This window comes from Flavobacterium sp. ST-158, from assembly GCF_058309975.1.
The window spans coordinates 190,703-208,903 of sequence record NZ_JBZEEN010000006.1 but is presented as its reverse complement, the minus strand read 5'-3'; the positions used below and the strand labels follow the sequence as shown (position 1 = coordinate 208,903).

Annotated in this window: 9 protein-coding genes; 8 read left to right on the top strand and 1 reads right to left on the bottom strand. The window is 34.1% G+C overall.

All coding sequences use genetic code 11. The features are described 5' to 3' along the window. Window positions 1-4: 4 nt before the first annotated feature. Entirely contained in the window at window positions 5-3,151 is a 3,147-nt protein-coding gene (locus tag AC4FRF_RS10920; protein ID WP_491159553.1) for a SusC/RagA family TonB-linked outer membrane protein, read from the bottom strand. A 257-nt stretch (window positions 3,152-3,408) separates the two neighbouring features. Here AC4FRF_RS10920 and AC4FRF_RS10915 point away from each other — a divergent pair, with 257 nt between their 5' ends. The 8 genes from AC4FRF_RS10915 (at window position 3,409) to AC4FRF_RS10880 (ending at window position 18,060) form a co-directional block, all read left to right on the top strand. After that, on the top strand, window positions 3,409-4,677 hold the full coding sequence (locus AC4FRF_RS10915) for an oligogalacturonate lyase family protein (protein WP_491159552.1): 1,269 nt from the start codon (window positions 3,409-3,411) through the stop codon (window positions 4,675-4,677). Window positions 4,678-4,899: 222 nt separating this feature from the next. Next, on the top strand, window positions 4,900-7,635 hold the full coding sequence (locus AC4FRF_RS10910; protein WP_491159551.1) for a glycosyl hydrolase: 2,736 nt from the start codon (window positions 4,900-4,902) through the stop codon (window positions 7,633-7,635). Window positions 7,636-7,652: 17 nt separating this feature from the next. Beyond that, the gene (locus AC4FRF_RS10905) at window positions 7,653-8,777 is read left to right on the top strand and encodes a glycoside hydrolase family 88/105 protein (protein ID WP_491159550.1); all 1,125 of its coding nucleotides are present in this window, start codon (window positions 7,653-7,655) and stop codon (window positions 8,775-8,777) included. A 135-nt stretch (window positions 8,778-8,912) separates the two neighbouring features. After that, window positions 8,913-10,244, top strand: a complete 1,332-nt coding sequence (locus AC4FRF_RS10900) for a right-handed parallel beta-helix repeat-containing protein (protein WP_491159548.1) — start codon at window positions 8,913-8,915, stop codon at window positions 10,242-10,244. A gap of 78 nt (window positions 10,245-10,322) precedes the next feature. Then, the gene (locus AC4FRF_RS10895; RefSeq protein ID WP_491159547.1) at window positions 10,323-12,131 is read left to right on the top strand and encodes a prolyl oligopeptidase family serine peptidase; all 1,809 of its coding nucleotides are present in this window, start codon (window positions 10,323-10,325) and stop codon (window positions 12,129-12,131) included. A gap of 292 nt (window positions 12,132-12,423) precedes the next feature. Continuing rightward, window positions 12,424-16,011: a polysaccharide lyase family protein gene (locus AC4FRF_RS10890; protein WP_491159545.1), complete on the top strand. Its 3,588-nt coding sequence runs from the start codon at window positions 12,424-12,426 to the stop codon at window positions 16,009-16,011. A gap of 4 nt (window positions 16,012-16,015) precedes the next feature. Continuing rightward, window positions 16,016-16,714 (top strand): glycoside hydrolase family 78 protein, encoded by a 699-nt coding sequence (locus tag AC4FRF_RS10885; protein ID WP_491159544.1) that lies wholly within the window; start codon window positions 16,016-16,018, stop codon window positions 16,712-16,714. Window positions 16,715-17,007: 293 nt separating this feature from the next. After that, complete coding sequence (locus AC4FRF_RS10880) at window positions 17,008-18,060, top strand: GntR family transcriptional regulator (RefSeq protein WP_491159664.1); 1,053 nt, start codon at window positions 17,008-17,010, stop codon at window positions 18,058-18,060. Window positions 18,061-18,201: the final 141 nt, after the last annotated feature.

The window sequence follows — 18,201 nt, the reverse complement described above, 5'->3', positions numbered from 1 at the left end:
TTTTTTAATTAAAATTAACATTAAGTCCTAAAACTATTGAGCGGGAAAGCGGTGCTCCTCCATAGTCGCCAGGGACTGGGAATCTACTGTCATTACTTCCGGCTGTGTTAGTTGCTTCCGGATTGAATCCCCCTTTATATTTATCTTTGTAAAACCAGTTTTCAAGGCTTAAATAAATTCTAGCGTTATCTACTCGGTTTAAAGATTGTAAAGTTTTAGATAAATCATAACCCAAAGTGATATTTCTAACACTGATATAGTCTGATTTGTATAACCAGTCAGTGTTTGGTACAAAACCAAAGTTAGTTTTCCAATTCCCTCTTACTGCTGGATTGACATCAAGGGTGTTTTCTACTGCTCCCTGACCAGTACGGTTGATAGCTCTACTTAGCAAACTGTATATATAACCGCCGTTTTGTCCTTCAACTAAAATGTTAAGATCAAAATTTTTGTATTTGAAGGTATTGGTGATTCCCCAGTTGTATTTTGGTGTAGGGTTTCCTACATTCACACGGTCTTCTGCGGTTATTTTTTTGTCGCCATTTTGATCTACATATCTAGGGTCTCCTAATACTAAAGGTTTTCCTCCCCAAGTTGTTCCTCCATTGTCAATATCAGCCTGAGTGATAACTCCATCTTGTTTAATAGCAAAGATGGTATACATTGGTTTTCCTACTTCCAATTTATAGAAAGGTATGTTTCCTCCCCAGCTCGAATTGATTTCAATTTTGTTTTGATCAGGCCCCAGAGCTAATACTTTGTTAGTGTTGTGGCTAATGTTTGCCGTGGTTTTCCATTGGAAGTCATTGGTTTTAACATTGAGGGTGTTCAATTCGATTTCCCATCCCTGATTACGTACACTACCAATATTGGCTAAGTAACTAGGTTGACCTACTACTAATAAAGCCGGAACTTCCAATAACAATTCGCTGTTCGTTTTTCTGTAATAATCAAAGGATCCATAAATCCTGCCTTTTAGAAAGCCATAATCTAAACCAAAATTGTTAGATTTTGATTCTTCCCAGTGTAAAAGCGGGTTTGAAATTCCTGAGACACCCATTCCAAAACCAGTTCCCCCTCCTAAAGCATAATTATAAGTAGATAGTACAGCCTGAGGGTAGTTTCCAATATTGTTGTTTCCATTGATACCTGTGCTATATCTTAATTTTAAATCATTAATCCAGCTAATATTTTTCATGAAGTTTTCATCGCTGATTCTCCATCCAAGTGAAATAGATTTAAAAGTTCCCCATTTGTTATCTGCACCAAATCTTGAAGAACCATCACGTCTTAAACTCGCACTAAGTATATATTTCTCTTTATAATCATATAAAAGTCTTCCAAAGTAAGAAATTAAAACGTTTTTCTCTGAATTAGTACTTCCTGTTGATCCAGAAGGCAGGGTTTCGATTGAGTAATCCTGATAAAGTCCTCCGGAAGAAAGATTGGCTCTGGTAATTTGGTAAGAATTATAAGCATGACCGGCAAGTAAAGTGAAATTGTGGTTGTCTTTTATGGTCTTAGCGTAAGTTAAAGTATTTTCGTTTACTATATTTTGTCTTCTGTAAGTATTGTATGTCCCTCTAATACTTGCTAAAACATCATTTGGATAATATGTTTCAGTTACATTGTCTGAATTATCAAAATTTATAGAACTTTTTGCTGTTAAACCTGGAATGATTTGATAGCTAACATAGCCAGACAATAAGTTTCTAAACATAGTGTTTTTTCCTTTTCTGCTTAAAAGGGGAAGCATATTTGTAGTACTGCTACCCCATGCATAACGAGTAGTGTATTTTTCTCCATTGGCATTCGGTGCGCTTTCAAAAACAGGTGTGGCTCCAAGTGCTTTGTGTAAAATATTGTCTTTACCTTCTACACCAGGATCATTTTTGATGGAGTAGGTAGGTGTAAGATTGACACCGATTTTTAAGTTTTCTGATAAATTGATATCTATATTTGCCTTAGCAGAATATAGGGTGTAGTCAGTTCCAATAATATATCCTTTGTTTTTTTGGTAATTTCCGGAAACGTAATAATTTACTTTATCGGTAGATCCGGAAGCAGAAATCTGGTAATTGTTGAACAGTCCAGTTCGGAAGATAATATCCTGCCAATTGATATAGTCTAGTCCTGGGTGTCCAGGTATGTCCCATCTTGGATCATACATATAGCTCGTGTTGAATTCTGTTGGACCAAGGTCAGCAGCACTGGCAGCATTACCGGCATTATAGGTTGTTCTTCTTTCGTCCACCGTTTGATCAGCAGTTGCACCTGCAATTCCTGAGTTAACCCATTGGTAATCTATCATTATCTTGGCTCTGTCTATCCATTGTTCTGCATTAAGCATGTCTACTCTTTTTACCTCTTTTGAAATTCCTGAATAAGTGTTAAAGGTAAATTTGGGTTTACCTGCTTTTCCTTTTTTAGTGGTGATTATAACAACTCCATTGGAGGCTCTGGAGCCATAAATAGCAGCTGCAGCCGCATCTTTTAATACTTCTATCGATGCAATGTCGTTAGGGTTCATATTGTCCAAGGGGCTTCCGTTTGAGAAACTCCCGTTACTGTTTACTCCTTCGGTCACAAGAGGGAAGCCGTCAATTACATATAGAGGTTCATTGCCGGCTGAAATAGAACCTGTACCGCGAATATTGATACTGAATGGTTGTCCAGGGATTCCGGTAGTTTGTTTAACTCTGACACCGGCAATTTGTCCAATAAGTCCTTGGTCAACTCTTGAAATAGGTCTTTCAGTGAAATTTTCGGTTTTGATAGATGATAGTGATCCTGAAGTCATTTTTTTCTTTTGTGTTCCGTATCCAATTACAACAACTTCTTCAAGTTCAGAATTGCTAGGTTGTAAAGAGATATTGTAGTTACTTGAAGAACCTATTTTTTGTTCTATGGAAGTATAACCTAAATAGGAAAAAATAATAATGTCACCAATCTTGGCGGAAATAGTATAATTACCTTCCATGTCAGTAGTGCTTCCTTTTGTGGTTCCTTTAATGAGTAAAGATGCTCCCGGGATTGGCAGTCCCGATTCGTCACTAACTTTTCCTTTGATTAGTTTTTCTTGTGCATAAGTAGTGACGCATAGGAAAATGGTCAAAATTAAGCACAACAATTGGTTGGTCTTTTGTTTCATAATTTGTTGTGATTAAGGTTAAAAATTAACTCTAATTTAACAAATGTGTGTCAGGAACTGTCCTTTACTGTGCTGTAGTTTGTTTTGCATATATGTTAAGTTATTGTTTTTTAGTTAGTTATGTTTTCTTTGAGATTTGGGTTTGGTTTGAAAAATTCTAATATAAACCAGTAGATTGTTTATATAATCTTATTTTAAAGCCTTTTTTTGTTGTTATTGATAAAAAAAAATCAATATTTTTGCATTTAATAAAAAAAATGAATAAAAATATTATGAATAAAATAAAGTACTTGTTTGTGGGGCTTTTGGTGGTTTTGTTTTCTTGTAAAACGAAGCAAAATTTAACTGCTAATGTGAAAGAAAATACAATTCCTGTCATGCAAACCAGCAAAGAAAGCTCTCTTTTAGGACTTTGGATTGATGATGTTACAGGGCATAAAGTGGAAAAATTAGTTCAGAGATCTGGAATGAATTCCAGTTTTTATTTTCATAATAATCCTTTTGTTATGTCCAAAGACGGGAAAAGTTGGTTGATGATTTTCTATGGAAGTACGTTAAGTGGGAATCAAATATTTTCTGTTGATTTAGCTACTAAAGCCATTGAGCAAATAACGGATATGCCAGGAAATAAAGCAGGAGAGATCGTAGGGAAGAGAACACGAAAAGTTTATTTTAGAGTCAAAGACAGTATTTTTGCTACTCATATCGATACGCATAAAACGGAGTTTGTCTATAAATTTCCCGAAGGTATGATTGGTTCATTGGCTACTTTGAATGCCGATGAGACTTTGTTGGGAGGTGTTTTGTCTTCTAAGGAAGAGCAGGATATTTTTAAGAATAATCCACAAAAAGGAGATTATTTTAATAAAATTTATGAGGCTAAACTCAAACGTACTTTAATAACTGTTACTGTTGAAACGGGAAAGTTGACACAGTTGTATTCTGAAAACGCCTGGTTGAATCATGAGCAATTTTCGCCTACTGATCCTAATTTGTTTATGTATTGTCACGAAGGACCCTGGCATAAAGTAGATCGTATTTGGAATATTGATATTCAAACTCAAAAGACAACTTTAATTCATAAACGTACTGTAGAAAGGGAAATTGCAGGTCATGAATTTTTTAGTCCTGATGGAAAAACAATCTGGTTTGATTTGCAAGTCCCTAGAAGTGAAACTTTTTATTTAGCAGGAAAAAATTTGGAAACAGCTCGAGAAACTCGTTATGGATTAAAGAGAGACGAATGGTCTATTCATTATAACATAGCTCCAGATATGAAATCATTTGCAGGCGATGGGGGAGATGAAGGTCAGGTAGCTCATGCTAAGGATGGTATGTGGTTGTATCATTTTGTGCCTAAAGGCGATAGCTTAGTTTCGGAGAAATTAGTGAATATGAAAAATCACAATTACCATTTAGAACCTAATGTCCATTTTTCCCCTGATGGAAAATATATCATTTTCAGAGCTAATTTTGAAGGTAGTACTCAGATTTATGCAGTTGAAATCAAGAAGAGAGTACCATAATGAGGTTTTTGTGGTATTGTTTTTAAAAAAAAGCAGTACGAAATAAAAAAAATGCTATCTATTAAATGTTGGTTTATGAGTAATGAAAATTATTAGCAGGACTGGGCAGGATAGTTACTAAGCTTAGGTTTAATAATTTTAGGAGCTAAATTAATTGTATAACTAATAGCTGTATTTACTTTAAAATAAAGTAATATTTATATCATTTTTAAAAAAAAATCAATGAAAATTAAATTTAATTCTCTTCCGTTTTTTATCGGGATTCTATTTTCTTTACATGCTCTAGGCCAGTCAAATAAATCGGATTTGGCTTGGCCACAAACTAAAAACGTAAACAAACCTTGGGCACGTTGGTGGTGGATGGGTAATGCAGTAGATAAACCTAATTTGAAATCCATTTTAATTGATTTTCAAAAAGTTGGGATAGGTGGGGTAGAAATTACACCTATCTATGGGGTAAAAGGAGAAGAAAATAATTTTATTGATTATTTATCGCCTAAATACATGGAAATGTTGGGCTATACGGTTAAAATTGCCGATAGTTTAGGACTGCAAGTGGATATGGTTTTAGGTACGGGTTGGCCTTACGGAGGGCCTCAGGTTACTTTGCCTTATGCTGCAACTAAATTAGTAGTTGAGAAATACGAAGTTCAAAAAAAGGAAGTTTTTGATAAAGAAATTAAAGTAGATCCAGCCAAAGAAAAAATCCCAGGAAAACTATTAGCTGTTGCTGCCTATGGAGCTGATGGTTCTTATTTAGATTTAACCAATCAATTAAATGGAAATGTACTGAAATGGAAGGCTAAAAAAACAGCTTATACGCTTTATGCTATTTTTGCTGGAAAAACAGGGCAACAGGTAAAACGTGCTGCGCCAGGTGGAAAAGGCTATACATTAGACCATTATTCTGAAGAAGCTCTTAATGCTTATGTAGTTCCTTTTGATAAAGCATTAGTAGGATTTGAAGGTAAATTGCGTGCTATTTTTAATGATAGTTACGAAGTGTATGGAACGGATTTTACACCTCATTTTTTAGAAGAATTTGAAAAACGCCGAGGATATGATTTAAAAAAATACCTTCCTCAGTTGTTGGATAAAGAAGAATCTGAAATTGGGAATCGAGTAAAAAGTGATTACCGCGAAACCATTTCGGATTTGTTGTTGAATAGATTCGATTTGCCTTGGACAAAATGGGCTAACTCAAAACAGTTTAAAACTAAGTTACAAGCGCATGGTTCACCAGGGAATTTAATTGATTTGTACGCTTCGGCTGATATTCCTGAATGTGAAACTTTTGGGTCTATGCCTTACGATATTCCAGGATTCAGAAGAGAACAAGATGATATTCGTGATGGAGATGCCGATCCCGTAATGCTGAAATTTTCGTCTTCGGCGGCGCATATTTCTGGAAAACCATTAACTTCTTCAGAAACCTTTACATGGTTGAGAGACCATTTTAAAACCGCTTTGTCACAATGTAAACCAGAAGTAGAAGATTTAATGCTAAACGGAATTAATCATGTTTTCCTTCATGGGTCGACTTATTCTCCTAAAAGAGCCGAATGGCCAGGATGGAAGTTTTATGCTTCTGTAAATTTTAATGCTAACAATTCCATTTGGGAAGATGCTTCAGGTTTGTTCTCTTATATAGCTAATTGTCAATCGTTGTTGCAAGCAGGAAAACCGGATAATGAAACTCTTTTATATTATCCAATTTATGATACTTGGGGTAAAAACTTAGAAGGAAATTTATTTTTTCAATTTAAGATTCACTCTTTAAAAGAGTGGTTGCATGGAACTCCTTTTTATGAAACTACTAAAAAGTTAATGGAAAATGGGTATGGTGTAGATTTCGTTTCAGATCGTTTTATTGCTCAGGCTACAGTAAAAGATGGTTTGTTGGTTTTGCCTGGAAATACATACAAGTCTTTAGTGGTTCCTAATTGCGATAAAATGCCTTTAGGGACTTTAGAAAAATTAATTGCGTTAAAGAAAGAGGGAGCGCATATTATTTTTGAAGGCTTGCCAAAATCGGTTCCAGGACTTAATGATTATGAAGCTCAGAATAAAAAATTAGCAGCAATTCTTTCTGAAAATAAAGCCAATGTGACTCCGGTTACTAATTTGTTTGCTGCTTTGGCGGATGCCAATGAAAAACCAGAAACCTTAGTAGGAACAGGTTTGAAATTCATTAGAAGGGATTTTAATGGAGAGAAAATCTATTATTTAGTCAATCATACTGCTAAGACAATTGAAGGATTTATTCCTTTGGCTGTTGCCAATAAAGAAGTGTTGATTTTAGATCCGTTGACAAGAAATGTTGGGAATGCAATAGTTCAAAAAAATGGTGAAAATACCTCGGTAAAACTTCGCATCGAATCTGGAAAGTCATTATTGTTAAAAACTGAAAATAAAGCTTCTGAAAAACCATGGAAATACTATGATGCTTCGGCTGAGCCAATTGTATTAAAAGGAGAATGGCAATTGACTTTTGAGAAAGGTGGGCCAAGTTTACCTACTCCAGCAAAAGTGACCACTTTAGGTTCTTGGACTAAAATAAGTCCTGAAGCGGAAGCCTTTTCAGGATCAGCTGTGTATACTTTGCAATTTGATGCGCCAAAAGTGGCTGCTGATAATTGGCAATTAAATTTAGGCGATGTGAGAGAAAGTGCTAAAGTTTGGTTGAATAATCAATATATTGGAGAAGCTTGGTCAGTTCCTTTTGAAATCAATTTAGGCCAACTTAAAAAAGGTAAAAACGAATTGAAAATCCAAGTAACGAATCTATCTGCTAATAGAGTTCGTGATATGGAAATGAAAGGCAAAGAGTGGAAAATTTTCTATGAAATCAACATGGTTGATATTGATTATGAAAAATTTGATGCTACAAGATGGGCACCAATGCCTTCAGGATTGTTAGGTCCTGTATCTATAACTCCTTTAAAAGAAAATAAATAATAGTAAAAACCTTGATAATGAATAAGAGTATTTTGTTTTTAGGCTTAAGTTTGGTTTTAAGCACAATCACTTTTGCCCAGCAAGCTTTTGATAAAAAAGCGGTTCTATCTCAGATGGAATTGGCTAATAAGTATTTTATGGACAAATGGCCAGATACTGGTAAAACAATTGTAACTAATAAAGAGCGTCCAAGTAATATTTGGACTCGTGGGGTTTATTATGAAGGATTAATGGCTTTACACGAAATTTATCCTAAGCAAGCCTATTATGATTATGCGTATTCTTGGTCCGAATTCCATAATTGGGGATTTAGAAACGGAAATGCTAATCGTAATGCCGATGATTATTGTGCGGCACAGACATATATTGATTTGTACAACATTGAGCCAGATGCTAAAAAACTTAAAAACACAAGGCAATGTATCAATATGTTGTTGAATACGCCTCAACTTGATGATTGGTCTTGGATTGATGCTATTCAAATGGGAATGCCAGTATTTGCCAAAATGGGGGTTTTAGATAAAGACAATCGTTATTTTGAAAAAATGTACGAGATGTATATGTATTCAAGAAACAATCATGGTGACCACGGATTGTATAATCCAAAAGATGGTTTGTGGTGGCGTGATGCCGATTTTGATCCGCCCTACAAAGAGCCTAATGGAGAAGATTGTTACTGGAGTCGTGGAAATGGATGGGTAATTGCAGCGTTGGCTAAAGTCTTGACTATTATTCCAGAAGATGCACCACATAGAGGACAATATGTAAGCGATTTAAAAGCAATGGCTAAAGCTTTAGTGCCTATTCAAAGAGCAGATGGTTTCTGGAATGCAAGTTTACACGATCCAACAAATTATGGTGGAAAAGAAGCTTCAGGAACTGCTTTGTTTGTTTATGGAATAACTTACGGAATCAATAGTGGTATTTTAGATAAAAAAACCTATTTACCAGTTGTAGAAAAAGCATGGAAAGCATTAGTTTCTGAAAGTTTACACAAAGATGGCTTTTTAGGGTTTCTACAATCTACTGGAAAAGAACCAAAAGATGGACAGCCATTGAACTATGATAAAATTCCTGATTTTGAGGATTATGGATTGGGGTGTTTCTTGTTAGCAGGATCTGAAATCTACAAGATGAAATAAATAAATGGCTATTTTGATTCTCTTTTTTGAAGTAAATAAAAATAGAAAATATCAAAAGGGGAGTTGGAAAGCTTCCCTTTTTTAAATGTCAATTGTTGCAATACTCGAGAATAATCCAAACGAATTATATTTTTCATGAAACACAAAATGGTGATAGCTGTAATTTTTTTAAACAGCTTTTTTTCTTTTGCAAAAGAAATTTATGTTGCTCCTACCGGTAGTGATGCCAATAAAGGAACAATAACAGCTCCTGTTGAATCCATACAAAAGGCACAGGAATTAGCTAATTCTGGTGACACTGTTTTTATTAGAGGTGGTTTGTATACCATGCGAGAAGATCAAATTGCGCAATCAAGAAAAATTTGGGCTTATGTAACCACATTAGATAAAAACGGAATTTCCTATTTGGCTTATAAAAATGAAAAGCCAGTTTTTGATTACAAAGAGGTAAAACCAGCTAATCAGCGTGTGGTTGCATTTTTAGTAAGTGGAGATAATATTCATATTAAAGGATTGGAAATTATAGGTGTTCAGGTTACTATAAAAACACATACTCAATCTGAATGTTTTGAAGTTCGTGGAAGTAATAACACCTTGGAACAACTAAATATGCACGATAATATGGCTATTGGAGTGTATATGATTAGCGGTTCAAACAATTTGATTTTAAATTGCGATGCATACAATAGTTGGGATTCGGTTTCAGAAGGCGGAAAAGGTGGAAATACGGATGGTTTTGGATGTCATTTGCAAAAAGGTAGTGTAAATAATGTGTTTAGAGGTTGTCGAGCCTGGTTTAATAGTGACGATGGATTCGATTTGATCAACAATGCCGAGCCGGTTTTGATTGAAAATTGTTGGGCATTTTATAATGGTTATTCCCAGGGATTTATCAGTCGTGCCGATGGAAATGGTTTTAAAGCTGGTGGTTATGGTAAAGGAAATCGTCCGTATCAGGATATTTTAGAAAACGATGCTCCCATTCCGCGAAATACCATTCGTTTTTGTCTGGCAGTTAAGAATAAGCAAAGTGGTTTTTATGCTAATCATCATTTGGAAGGAAATTATTGGTATAATAATACAGCATATAAAAACCGACGCAATTATAATATGGTAAATTGTCTGGCTTTGAACCCAACGGATTTTGGTACGGATGGTCCGGGTTGGAATCATGAATTAATAAATAATTTAGGTTTAGGAGCACTTTCTGATGAATTAACAAATATTGATAAATCACGTTGTGTATTAAAAAACAATTATTTTGATTTGAATTTTAAAGTAAGTACTGTTGATTTTGAAAGTCTTGACGAAGAATTGTTGATGGCTCCAAGACAGGTTGATGGAAGTTTACCGGATACTAGATTTTTAAAGTTAAAATCAGGCAGTAAGTTAATTGATGCAGGAACAGATTTAGGATTTCCTTATAAAGGTAAAGCACCTGATTTGGGATGTTTTGAGAAAGAATAATGTTTGTTAGCAATCTGGTGTTATTGAATTCAATTTATATATTAGTAAATTACAATTTTAAAATAGGTTAAAAAGAAAATGATGATTAACAGTTATAAAACGAAAATTTTAGGATTATTCTTTTTTTTAGGAATGATTACCAATGGTTTTTCTCAAGAAAATGCAGTTATGGCATTATGGGAAAAAATACCAGGAGCCATTAATAATAATCAAGTAGTGGAAAAATACAGATTAGATGCTTCAGGAAAAGTTACAGGAGTTGATAAAGTAACGGTTCCAACATTGACAGTTTTTTTAGCTCCAAATAATGATAATAAGAAGAATGCCGCTGTAATTGTTTGTCCAGGAGGAGGATATTCACATCTGTCTATAGATAAAGAAGGGATCAAGGTAGCAAAGTGGTTTAATTCCATCGGTATTTCGGCTTTTGTGTTGAAATACCGTCTGCCTTCTGATTTAATTATGGAAGATAAAACGATAGGGCCATTGCAGGATGCGCAGGAAGCAATAAGAACATTGCGTAGAAATGCAGTGAAATGGAATTTGGATGCCAATAAAATTGGAATTATGGGATTCTCCGCTGGAGGGCATTTGGCTTCAACAGCATCTACACATTATATGGATAAAGTGTATGATGACAAAGGAGGGATTAGCGCACGTCCTGATTTTTCGATGTTAATCTATCCAGTAATTTCAATGGAAAAAGGAATTACACATAATGGTTCTAAAGAAAGTCTCTTAGGAAAAACGGCTTCTGATGAATTGATTGCCAAATATTCGAATGAGAAATTAGTGAATGCTAATACGCCGCCTACTTTTTTGGCTCATGCTACTGATGATCATGCGGTTCCTGTAGAAAATAGTATCAATTACTACTTAGCTTTAAAAGAAAATAAAGTTCCAGCCGAGATGCATTTGTATCAAAGTGGAGGTCATGGTTTTGGTTTAGGAAATAAAGGAACCAATACATATTGGCCAGATGCCTGCGAACATTGGTTACAAGCAAATAATATTATTCCTGAAAAATCAGTTTATCTCTTCTCGTATTTTAAAGGAAATGGAGAAGATGGTTTGCATTTAGCTTATAGTGAGGATGGTTATAAATGGGAGACTTTAAAAAATGATACTTCTTTTTTAACTCCCGAGGTTGGAAAAGACAAGCTAATGCGTGATCCTTGTGTTATAAAAGGAGGAGATGGGTTATATCACATGGTTTGGACGGTAAGTTGGACCGATAAAGGAATTGGGTATGCTTCATCTAAAGATTTAATCCATTGGTCTAAACAAGAGTTTATACCTGTAATGGAATACGAAAAAGAAACTCGTAATACTTGGGCTCCTGAAATTACTTATGACGAAGTAAATAAGGAATACATGATTTATTGGGCGAGTACCATAGTAGGTAAATTTAAAGAAACGCAAACTACTGAAGATAGTGGGTACAATCACAGGATTTATTATACAACTACTAAAGATTTTAAAAATTATGCTCCAACCAAATTACTTTATGAACCAGGTTTTAATGTAATTGATGCTACAATTTTGAAAGATGACAAAGGCTATGTAATGTTTTTAAAAGACGAAACGAAAGCACCGGTACAAAAAAATCTTAAAGTAGCTTATAGTGATAAATTAACAGGTCCTTATTCTAAAGCATCAAAACCTATTACAGGGAATTATTGGGCAGAAGGTCCAACTGCTGTTAAAATAAATGGAAAATGGACAGTGTATTTTGATAAATACCGTGACCATAAATACGGAGCTATCCAACAAACAGAAAATGGATGGGAAAATATTTCAGCGAAGATGATTTTTCCTTCCGGAATTCGTCATGGAAGTGTTTTTGAAGTACCAAAATCAACCCTTTTGCAATTGATGAAAGAATAGTTAGAGAGACTTTTTTGCTAAATTGATATAGTTGTTATCTTACTAAGCCTCAGTGAAATCAAGGATTTTACTGAGGCTTTTGTTATTTCTATATATTTTACAGGTTACGGCAGGACGGTGCTGTTAAAATATTGTTATTATTTGCAAAGGCTTTTTAAGTGTTATTTATACATTAAAATTATTCGATGTTTAAAAAATGGGAGTTTTTAAAGTTACATCAATAAAAAAGGAATTTTTTAATGCTATGAATAATATATAAAGGCCTAAATGACTAACCAAAAAATCATAGCCAATGAAAACCAATTTTACTTTTATCAAAATGAGATTCGCATTTTTTGCAATTTTATTTTTTTTATTTAGCCATTTTTCGAATGCTCAGACCTATACCTGGGTAGGAGGTGTAGATTCTGATTTTTATAATGTGAATAACTGGGATAACAACACAATTAATTTTGCTAGTTTGAATTCTGCAAATATTGTTATTGTCGCAGGAAATCCTAATAACCCAACAAATATTGGGCATTCGGGAAACGATGTGTCAGCAAAGAGGCCTTCCACATTTACAACCAATGTTGGTGCTAATGTTATTGTGACAGGTACTTTTTATCCTAACAATGTTTCTACAATGAATGGAATTGTGACTGTAAATGGATCAGCTGATTTTAATAATCGAAATTATGTTTATATTGGAAGGACAGCAACAGGAGTAGTAAATCTTAATTCAGGTAAGGTTTCAAGTAAATATACTTTTTTTGTAGGTAAGGATGCAGGGGGTAACGGTACAGTTAATGTAAATGGGGGGACATTGTATGCGGGTTCTACCGGGTTTAATTTAGAAATAGGAACAGGTACAGGAAATCCAATTGGAAATTTGAATATTACCGGAGGAACTGTTGATGTGGCAAGTACTGTAAATATTGGAACTAATGGACAAATATTTATAAGTGGTATTGGGCAATTGCTTGTAACGGGAGATAAAAAAACGGTTTTAGAGGACTATATTCTTAATGGAAAAATTACTTGTCCTAGTGGTCAATCATTAGCAGTGGTCTATAATGGGACTAAAACCTCTGTGTCCATTTCGCAGGATCTTAACCGAATGATTCAGGAATTTACAGATTATATTATTCTTAAAAACGGGAAAATTGAAGCTAAAATCGAAAAAAGAACGAGTAATGTTCAGTCGTTGAAAATTAACGGGGTTGAGACTCTACTTCAAAATAATGCAGCAAATCCAACTAGAGTTGGTACTTATTATGATTTAACTACTTCTGCAGGCTTTGAAACCGTTGGAGGAGCTACTTTTTCTATAAAAGAAGAAACAGCTAATTATATTGATGTCAACTTTAGTCGTCCCTATATTTCTGGTGTTAATGCTACTCCAGTTGATGTCGAGATTCATTATGTACTTAAAAAAGACGATTTTGGCTTGTATACCTACTCTATTTTGCGCCATAAAGCGGCCTATCCAAGTTTTGATTTAGGTTCTTGGAGACAGGTAATGTGGATTAATAATACAGTTACTGATAAAATTTGTGTAAATGATTTAAAAACCTGGGAAATGCCCCAACCTGGTGATAGCTGGGAGCCAACTTCTATCGCGGAGATTATTAAAATTACATCGGGAGTTCGTGCAGGTAAATACGATGGTAAATACGAGTTTAGCGAAAACTTAATTGGTTTGAAAGCTTATGGCCATTCCAGTGATAAAAATAATATAGGAATTTGGGCGGTTATGGGTAATCATGAATATTTTAACGGAGGACCAACACATCATGATTTGAATGCTGCTTCAGGAATTATTCATGTTTGTATGAACGGAGTACATTATAATGATGCAGGTTTTGTAGTGCCTCAAGGTGAAGAATGGTCAAAAATTTATGGCCCTTATTTAATGTACGCCAATCAAAAATCTACTGCAAATGCTAATTGGGACGAAGCTAAAGCTAGAGCGGCCCAAGACGCAAACGAATGGCCTTTTTCTTGGTTAACCAATACGCCAGAATATCCTTTAGCTAGTGGGCGTGGTAATATAACGGGTAAATTTTCAATTGTTGACCCATCTAAGTCTGAAGTTAATGGTGGTGATGCTTGGATTGGCGTTACCCAATTGAGTTCTGATTCAGGGGGTAATTGGCAATTTGAGGAAAAAAATTATCAATATTGGGTAAAAACAGATGCTTCAGGAAATTTTGATATTAAGAATGTCCGTCCAGGGACTTATACTTTGTTTGCTTTTAAAGACGGAACTACAGGAGAATATAGACAAGAAACGGTTGTGGTTACAGCTGCAGGAACTACTAACATTGGAAATGTCAATTGGGCAATTCCTCGTGTAAATGGAAATATAGTTTTTGAAGTAGGTGTTCCTAATAGAACGGCTGAAGAATATAAGTTTGGAGATTTTGATTATTGTGAAGGGTTTGTTGAAAAAAAATTTCCAACAACTTTTACCAATCCTATCGAGTATAATGTCGATAGTAGAAATTGGAAAACGGCATTACCGTATGTGCATTCCTCTTATTTTGATGCGGATGGGAATAGATCTCTTTGGGATTGGAATATTAATTTTACTTTAACGGGTACAATTCCAACAACAGGTAATGCAAAGTTAACAATAGCTTATGCTAGTTCAGACCACGCACAAAACTGGATTTTTGTAAATGGTAGCCGTATTACTCCTTCTTCAGGCTATTACCCTCCTAATGGTGGTGGTAATGCTTTTTTAAGACAATCTAATCATGCGAAATATGGCTTAGCCACTTTTGAGATTCCTTATAGTAAATTAAAAGTTGGTTTGAATACGCTTAAATTACAAATGCCATCTACGTCGGCAGGATCCAATCATGTTATGTATGATTATATAAGTTTAGAAGGAGATTTAACTTCTACTTTTAATGAAATTGACACGGATGGTGATGGAGTAATAGATACTTTGGATTTGTGTTCAGCAACTCCAACTGGAGAAATAGTTAATGATTCTGGTTGTTCTGCTAGTCAATTAGATGATGATAATGATGGTGTTAAAAATAATGCAGATAGTTGTTCGAATACTCCGTCAGGAGAAGGGGTGAACGCTTCGGGTTGTTCAGCTAGTCAATTAGACGATGATAATGACGGGGTGATGAATGATAAAGATTTGTGTACTAATACTAAAACAGGATCAATAGTAGATGCTAATGGCTGTTTTACTTTGTCATCAGATAATTTTAGTATTGAGGTTGTGGGTGAAAGCTGTGTAGGGAAAAAGAACGGAACCATAATTATTACGGCTAAAAAAGCAATGGATTATAGTACGGTAATTAATGGATTGACTCATACTTTTACAACCACTAAAACAATATCAAATTTAGAACCTGGTACCTATGATTTTTGTATTTCAGTTGTAGATGAGTTGTTTACTCAATGTTATACTGCTAAAGTAGAAAGCGGAATAAGTGTATCAGGAAAAACTACAGTTGTTTCAGATAAGTTTTCGGTTGATATCGATCAAGGCACGGCTCCTTATACTGTTTTAGTGAATGGTAAAACGGTATTAGAAACTAGTGCAGCTTCATTTTCTGTGGCCATTAATCCTGGTGATTTAGTTCAGGTGCAAACAGATGTAGCTTGTGAAGGGATTCTTAATGCTAAAATTGATACCAATCAAATACTTGCTTTTCCAAATCCAACAGATGGAATTTTTAATATAGCAGTGCCAATTACTGAAAATAATGTAAAAGTAGATATGTTAGATGCTAACGGACAGTTGATTTCGTCTGGTACATACAAAGTAAATAATGGTAAAATTCAAATGAATATTGAAAATAAAACCGTTGGAGTGTATTACGTAAAAGTATATCTGGAGGAGTTAACGATTGTAAAAATTATAAAACAATAGTAAAATGAAAAAGTATTTACTAACAGCATTAATAGGTTTGTTATTATGCTCTTGTGGAGGTGGAAGTGATGACGGAGCGGATGAGGTTGTGGATGAAAACAATGCTCCTTCTGTGCCAGTTCTAGTTGCGCCAGCAAATAATTTATTGTGTATTGATAATGCATTGTCATTTCAATGGAATGCATCCTCTGATCCTGATTCGGATGCGGTAAGTTATCAAATCCAGATTTCAAAGGATAATCAATTTAGTCAGATAGCTTACACGAATTCAAGCCAAATTCCAAATAAAGCAATTTCTCTAGAAAAAGGAGTACGTTATTATTGGAGAGTAAAAGCTATAGATTCTAAAAATTTATCTAGTGAGTATTCATCAGTGTTTCAGTTTTATACTGAAGGTGTTGGATTAACGAACCACTTACCTTTTGCTCCATCATTGGTCAAGCCAGGTTTGTCTTCAGTTGCTAATGAAAGTTCGGTAGTTTTAGAGTGGAATGCATCTGATGTGGATGCGAATGATATTCTTTCTTATGATGTGTATTTTGGTACAACAAATCCACCTACTTTAAAAGTTGCCTCGGCTCAAAGTTTAAAAACCTATACGCAAGGTTTGAATGAGACCGCTACTTATTACTGGCGAGTGGATGTGAAAGATAATAAGGGGGGAGTTGCAAAAGGGCAGGTGTGGAATTTTGTTAAAAATTAAACCCGCAGTAAATAATTTTAAATAATGCATTGCTTATAAAGCCTGATTATTTAATTTGTATTTAATTAATCAGGTTTTTATATATATGATATATTTTATGCTAAATTATAATGCATTTTGTTTTATTTCTGGTTTTTTTATTTATAATGGTAAAATTATTTTTATATTTGGTAATCGATTACATGATTTTTGTATAGAAATATTGTTTATTTTTAAATAAAATAAAGATTTAACTGATGTTGATGAGTGAAATTTAATTTACTAGGAAGATGGAAAAGTTTTTGACAAAAGAGATGATAGATGAAGGAGTTTCATTTTCAATGAGTTTAAGTGAAAACTCAAGAATCCCAAAATACAAGCAAATAGTTGATTCTATAATTGATAGTATTGCTACCGGTAAATTGCAAATGGATCAAAAGCTGCCTTCCATCAATATGCTTAGTGAAGAGTTTTATCTTTCTAGGGATACAGTAGAAAAAGCCTATAATATTTTAAAGAAAAGAAAAATAATAACTCCAATTAGAGGAAAAGGCTATTATGTAACGCGTACTAAACTTATTGCTAAAGTCAATGTTCTTTTTTTGATTAATAAGTTGAGTTCGTATAAAATGAGAATTTATAATTCCTTTATTAATAACATTGGAGGGAATTCTCAAACAGATTTACACATTTATCATTGCGACCAAACTCTCTTTCTTAACTTAATAGATAAATATTTGGGTGCTTATGATTATTATGTAATTATGCCGCATTTTAAAACCGATAATCTAACACATTTTAGTTCCGGTGAAAGTGTTTTACAAGCAATTAACAAGATTCCAAAAGATAAATTAGTTATTTTAGATAATAATAAAGGGATTGAAGATTCTGTTATTGAGGTTTGTCAAGATTATGAGAATGATATCTATGGTGCATTAAAGCAAGGCTTAGAGAAGATTTCTAGATATAACAAACTAATCTTAATCTATCCAGAAAGTTCCGTTTATCCTTATCCAAAACGAATTTTAAATGGTTTTAAACGTTTTTGTGTGGATTCTGGACTTGAATATGAAGTTTTAAGAGAGGTTTATGATGATACCGTTTTGAAAAAAGGGGATTTGTTTATTACAATTGAAGAGTCAGATTTAGTGAGTTTGGTAAAACAAATTCGAGACAAAGATTTTGAGCTAGGTAGAGAGATAGGGGTGATATCCTATAATGATACCCCTTTGAAAGAATTACTTGGAATCACAGTAATCTCAACTGATTTTAAAATGATGGGAGCTACTGCTGCGAGTATGATTTTGAATAAGGAAACGGGAAAAATTAAAAACCCATTCAACTTTATTGATAGAAATTCGATTTAAAAAATAAATTCACAGTGATTTTAAGAGAGCTATTTTGTAAAAGGAATAGCTCTTTTGTTTTTAAATTGCTTTTCTGGAGAAGTTTTTGTTGAAAGAAATTGGTAGTTATTAATCTATTCAGAGTAGTTATTAGGAAGGAGA

Excerpts from the sequence above, each read along its gene's own strand:
- AC4FRF_RS10920 (WP_491159553.1), bottom strand. The coding sequence starts at position 3,151 with ATGAAACAAAAGACCAACCAATTGTTGTGCTTAATTTTGACCATTTTC.
- AC4FRF_RS10915 (WP_491159552.1), top strand. The coding sequence starts at position 3,409 with ATGAATAAAAATATTATGAATAAAATAAAGTACTTGTTTGTGGGGCTT.
- AC4FRF_RS10910 (WP_491159551.1), top strand. The coding sequence starts at position 4,900 with ATGAAAATTAAATTTAATTCTCTTCCGTTTTTTATCGGGATTCTATTT.
- AC4FRF_RS10905 (WP_491159550.1), top strand. The coding sequence starts at position 7,653 with ATGAATAAGAGTATTTTGTTTTTAGGCTTAAGTTTGGTTTTAAGCACA.
- AC4FRF_RS10900 (WP_491159548.1), top strand. The coding sequence starts at position 8,913 with ATGAAACACAAAATGGTGATAGCTGTAATTTTTTTAAACAGCTTTTTT.
- AC4FRF_RS10895 (WP_491159547.1), top strand. The coding sequence starts at position 10,323 with ATGATGATTAACAGTTATAAAACGAAAATTTTAGGATTATTCTTTTTT.
- AC4FRF_RS10890 (WP_491159545.1), top strand. The coding sequence starts at position 12,424 with ATGAAAACCAATTTTACTTTTATCAAAATGAGATTCGCATTTTTTGCA.
- AC4FRF_RS10885 (WP_491159544.1), top strand. The coding sequence starts at position 16,016 with ATGAAAAAGTATTTACTAACAGCATTAATAGGTTTGTTATTATGCTCT.
- AC4FRF_RS10880 (WP_491159664.1), top strand. The coding sequence starts at position 17,008 with ATGATAGATGAAGGAGTTTCATTTTCAATGAGTTTAAGTGAAAACTCA.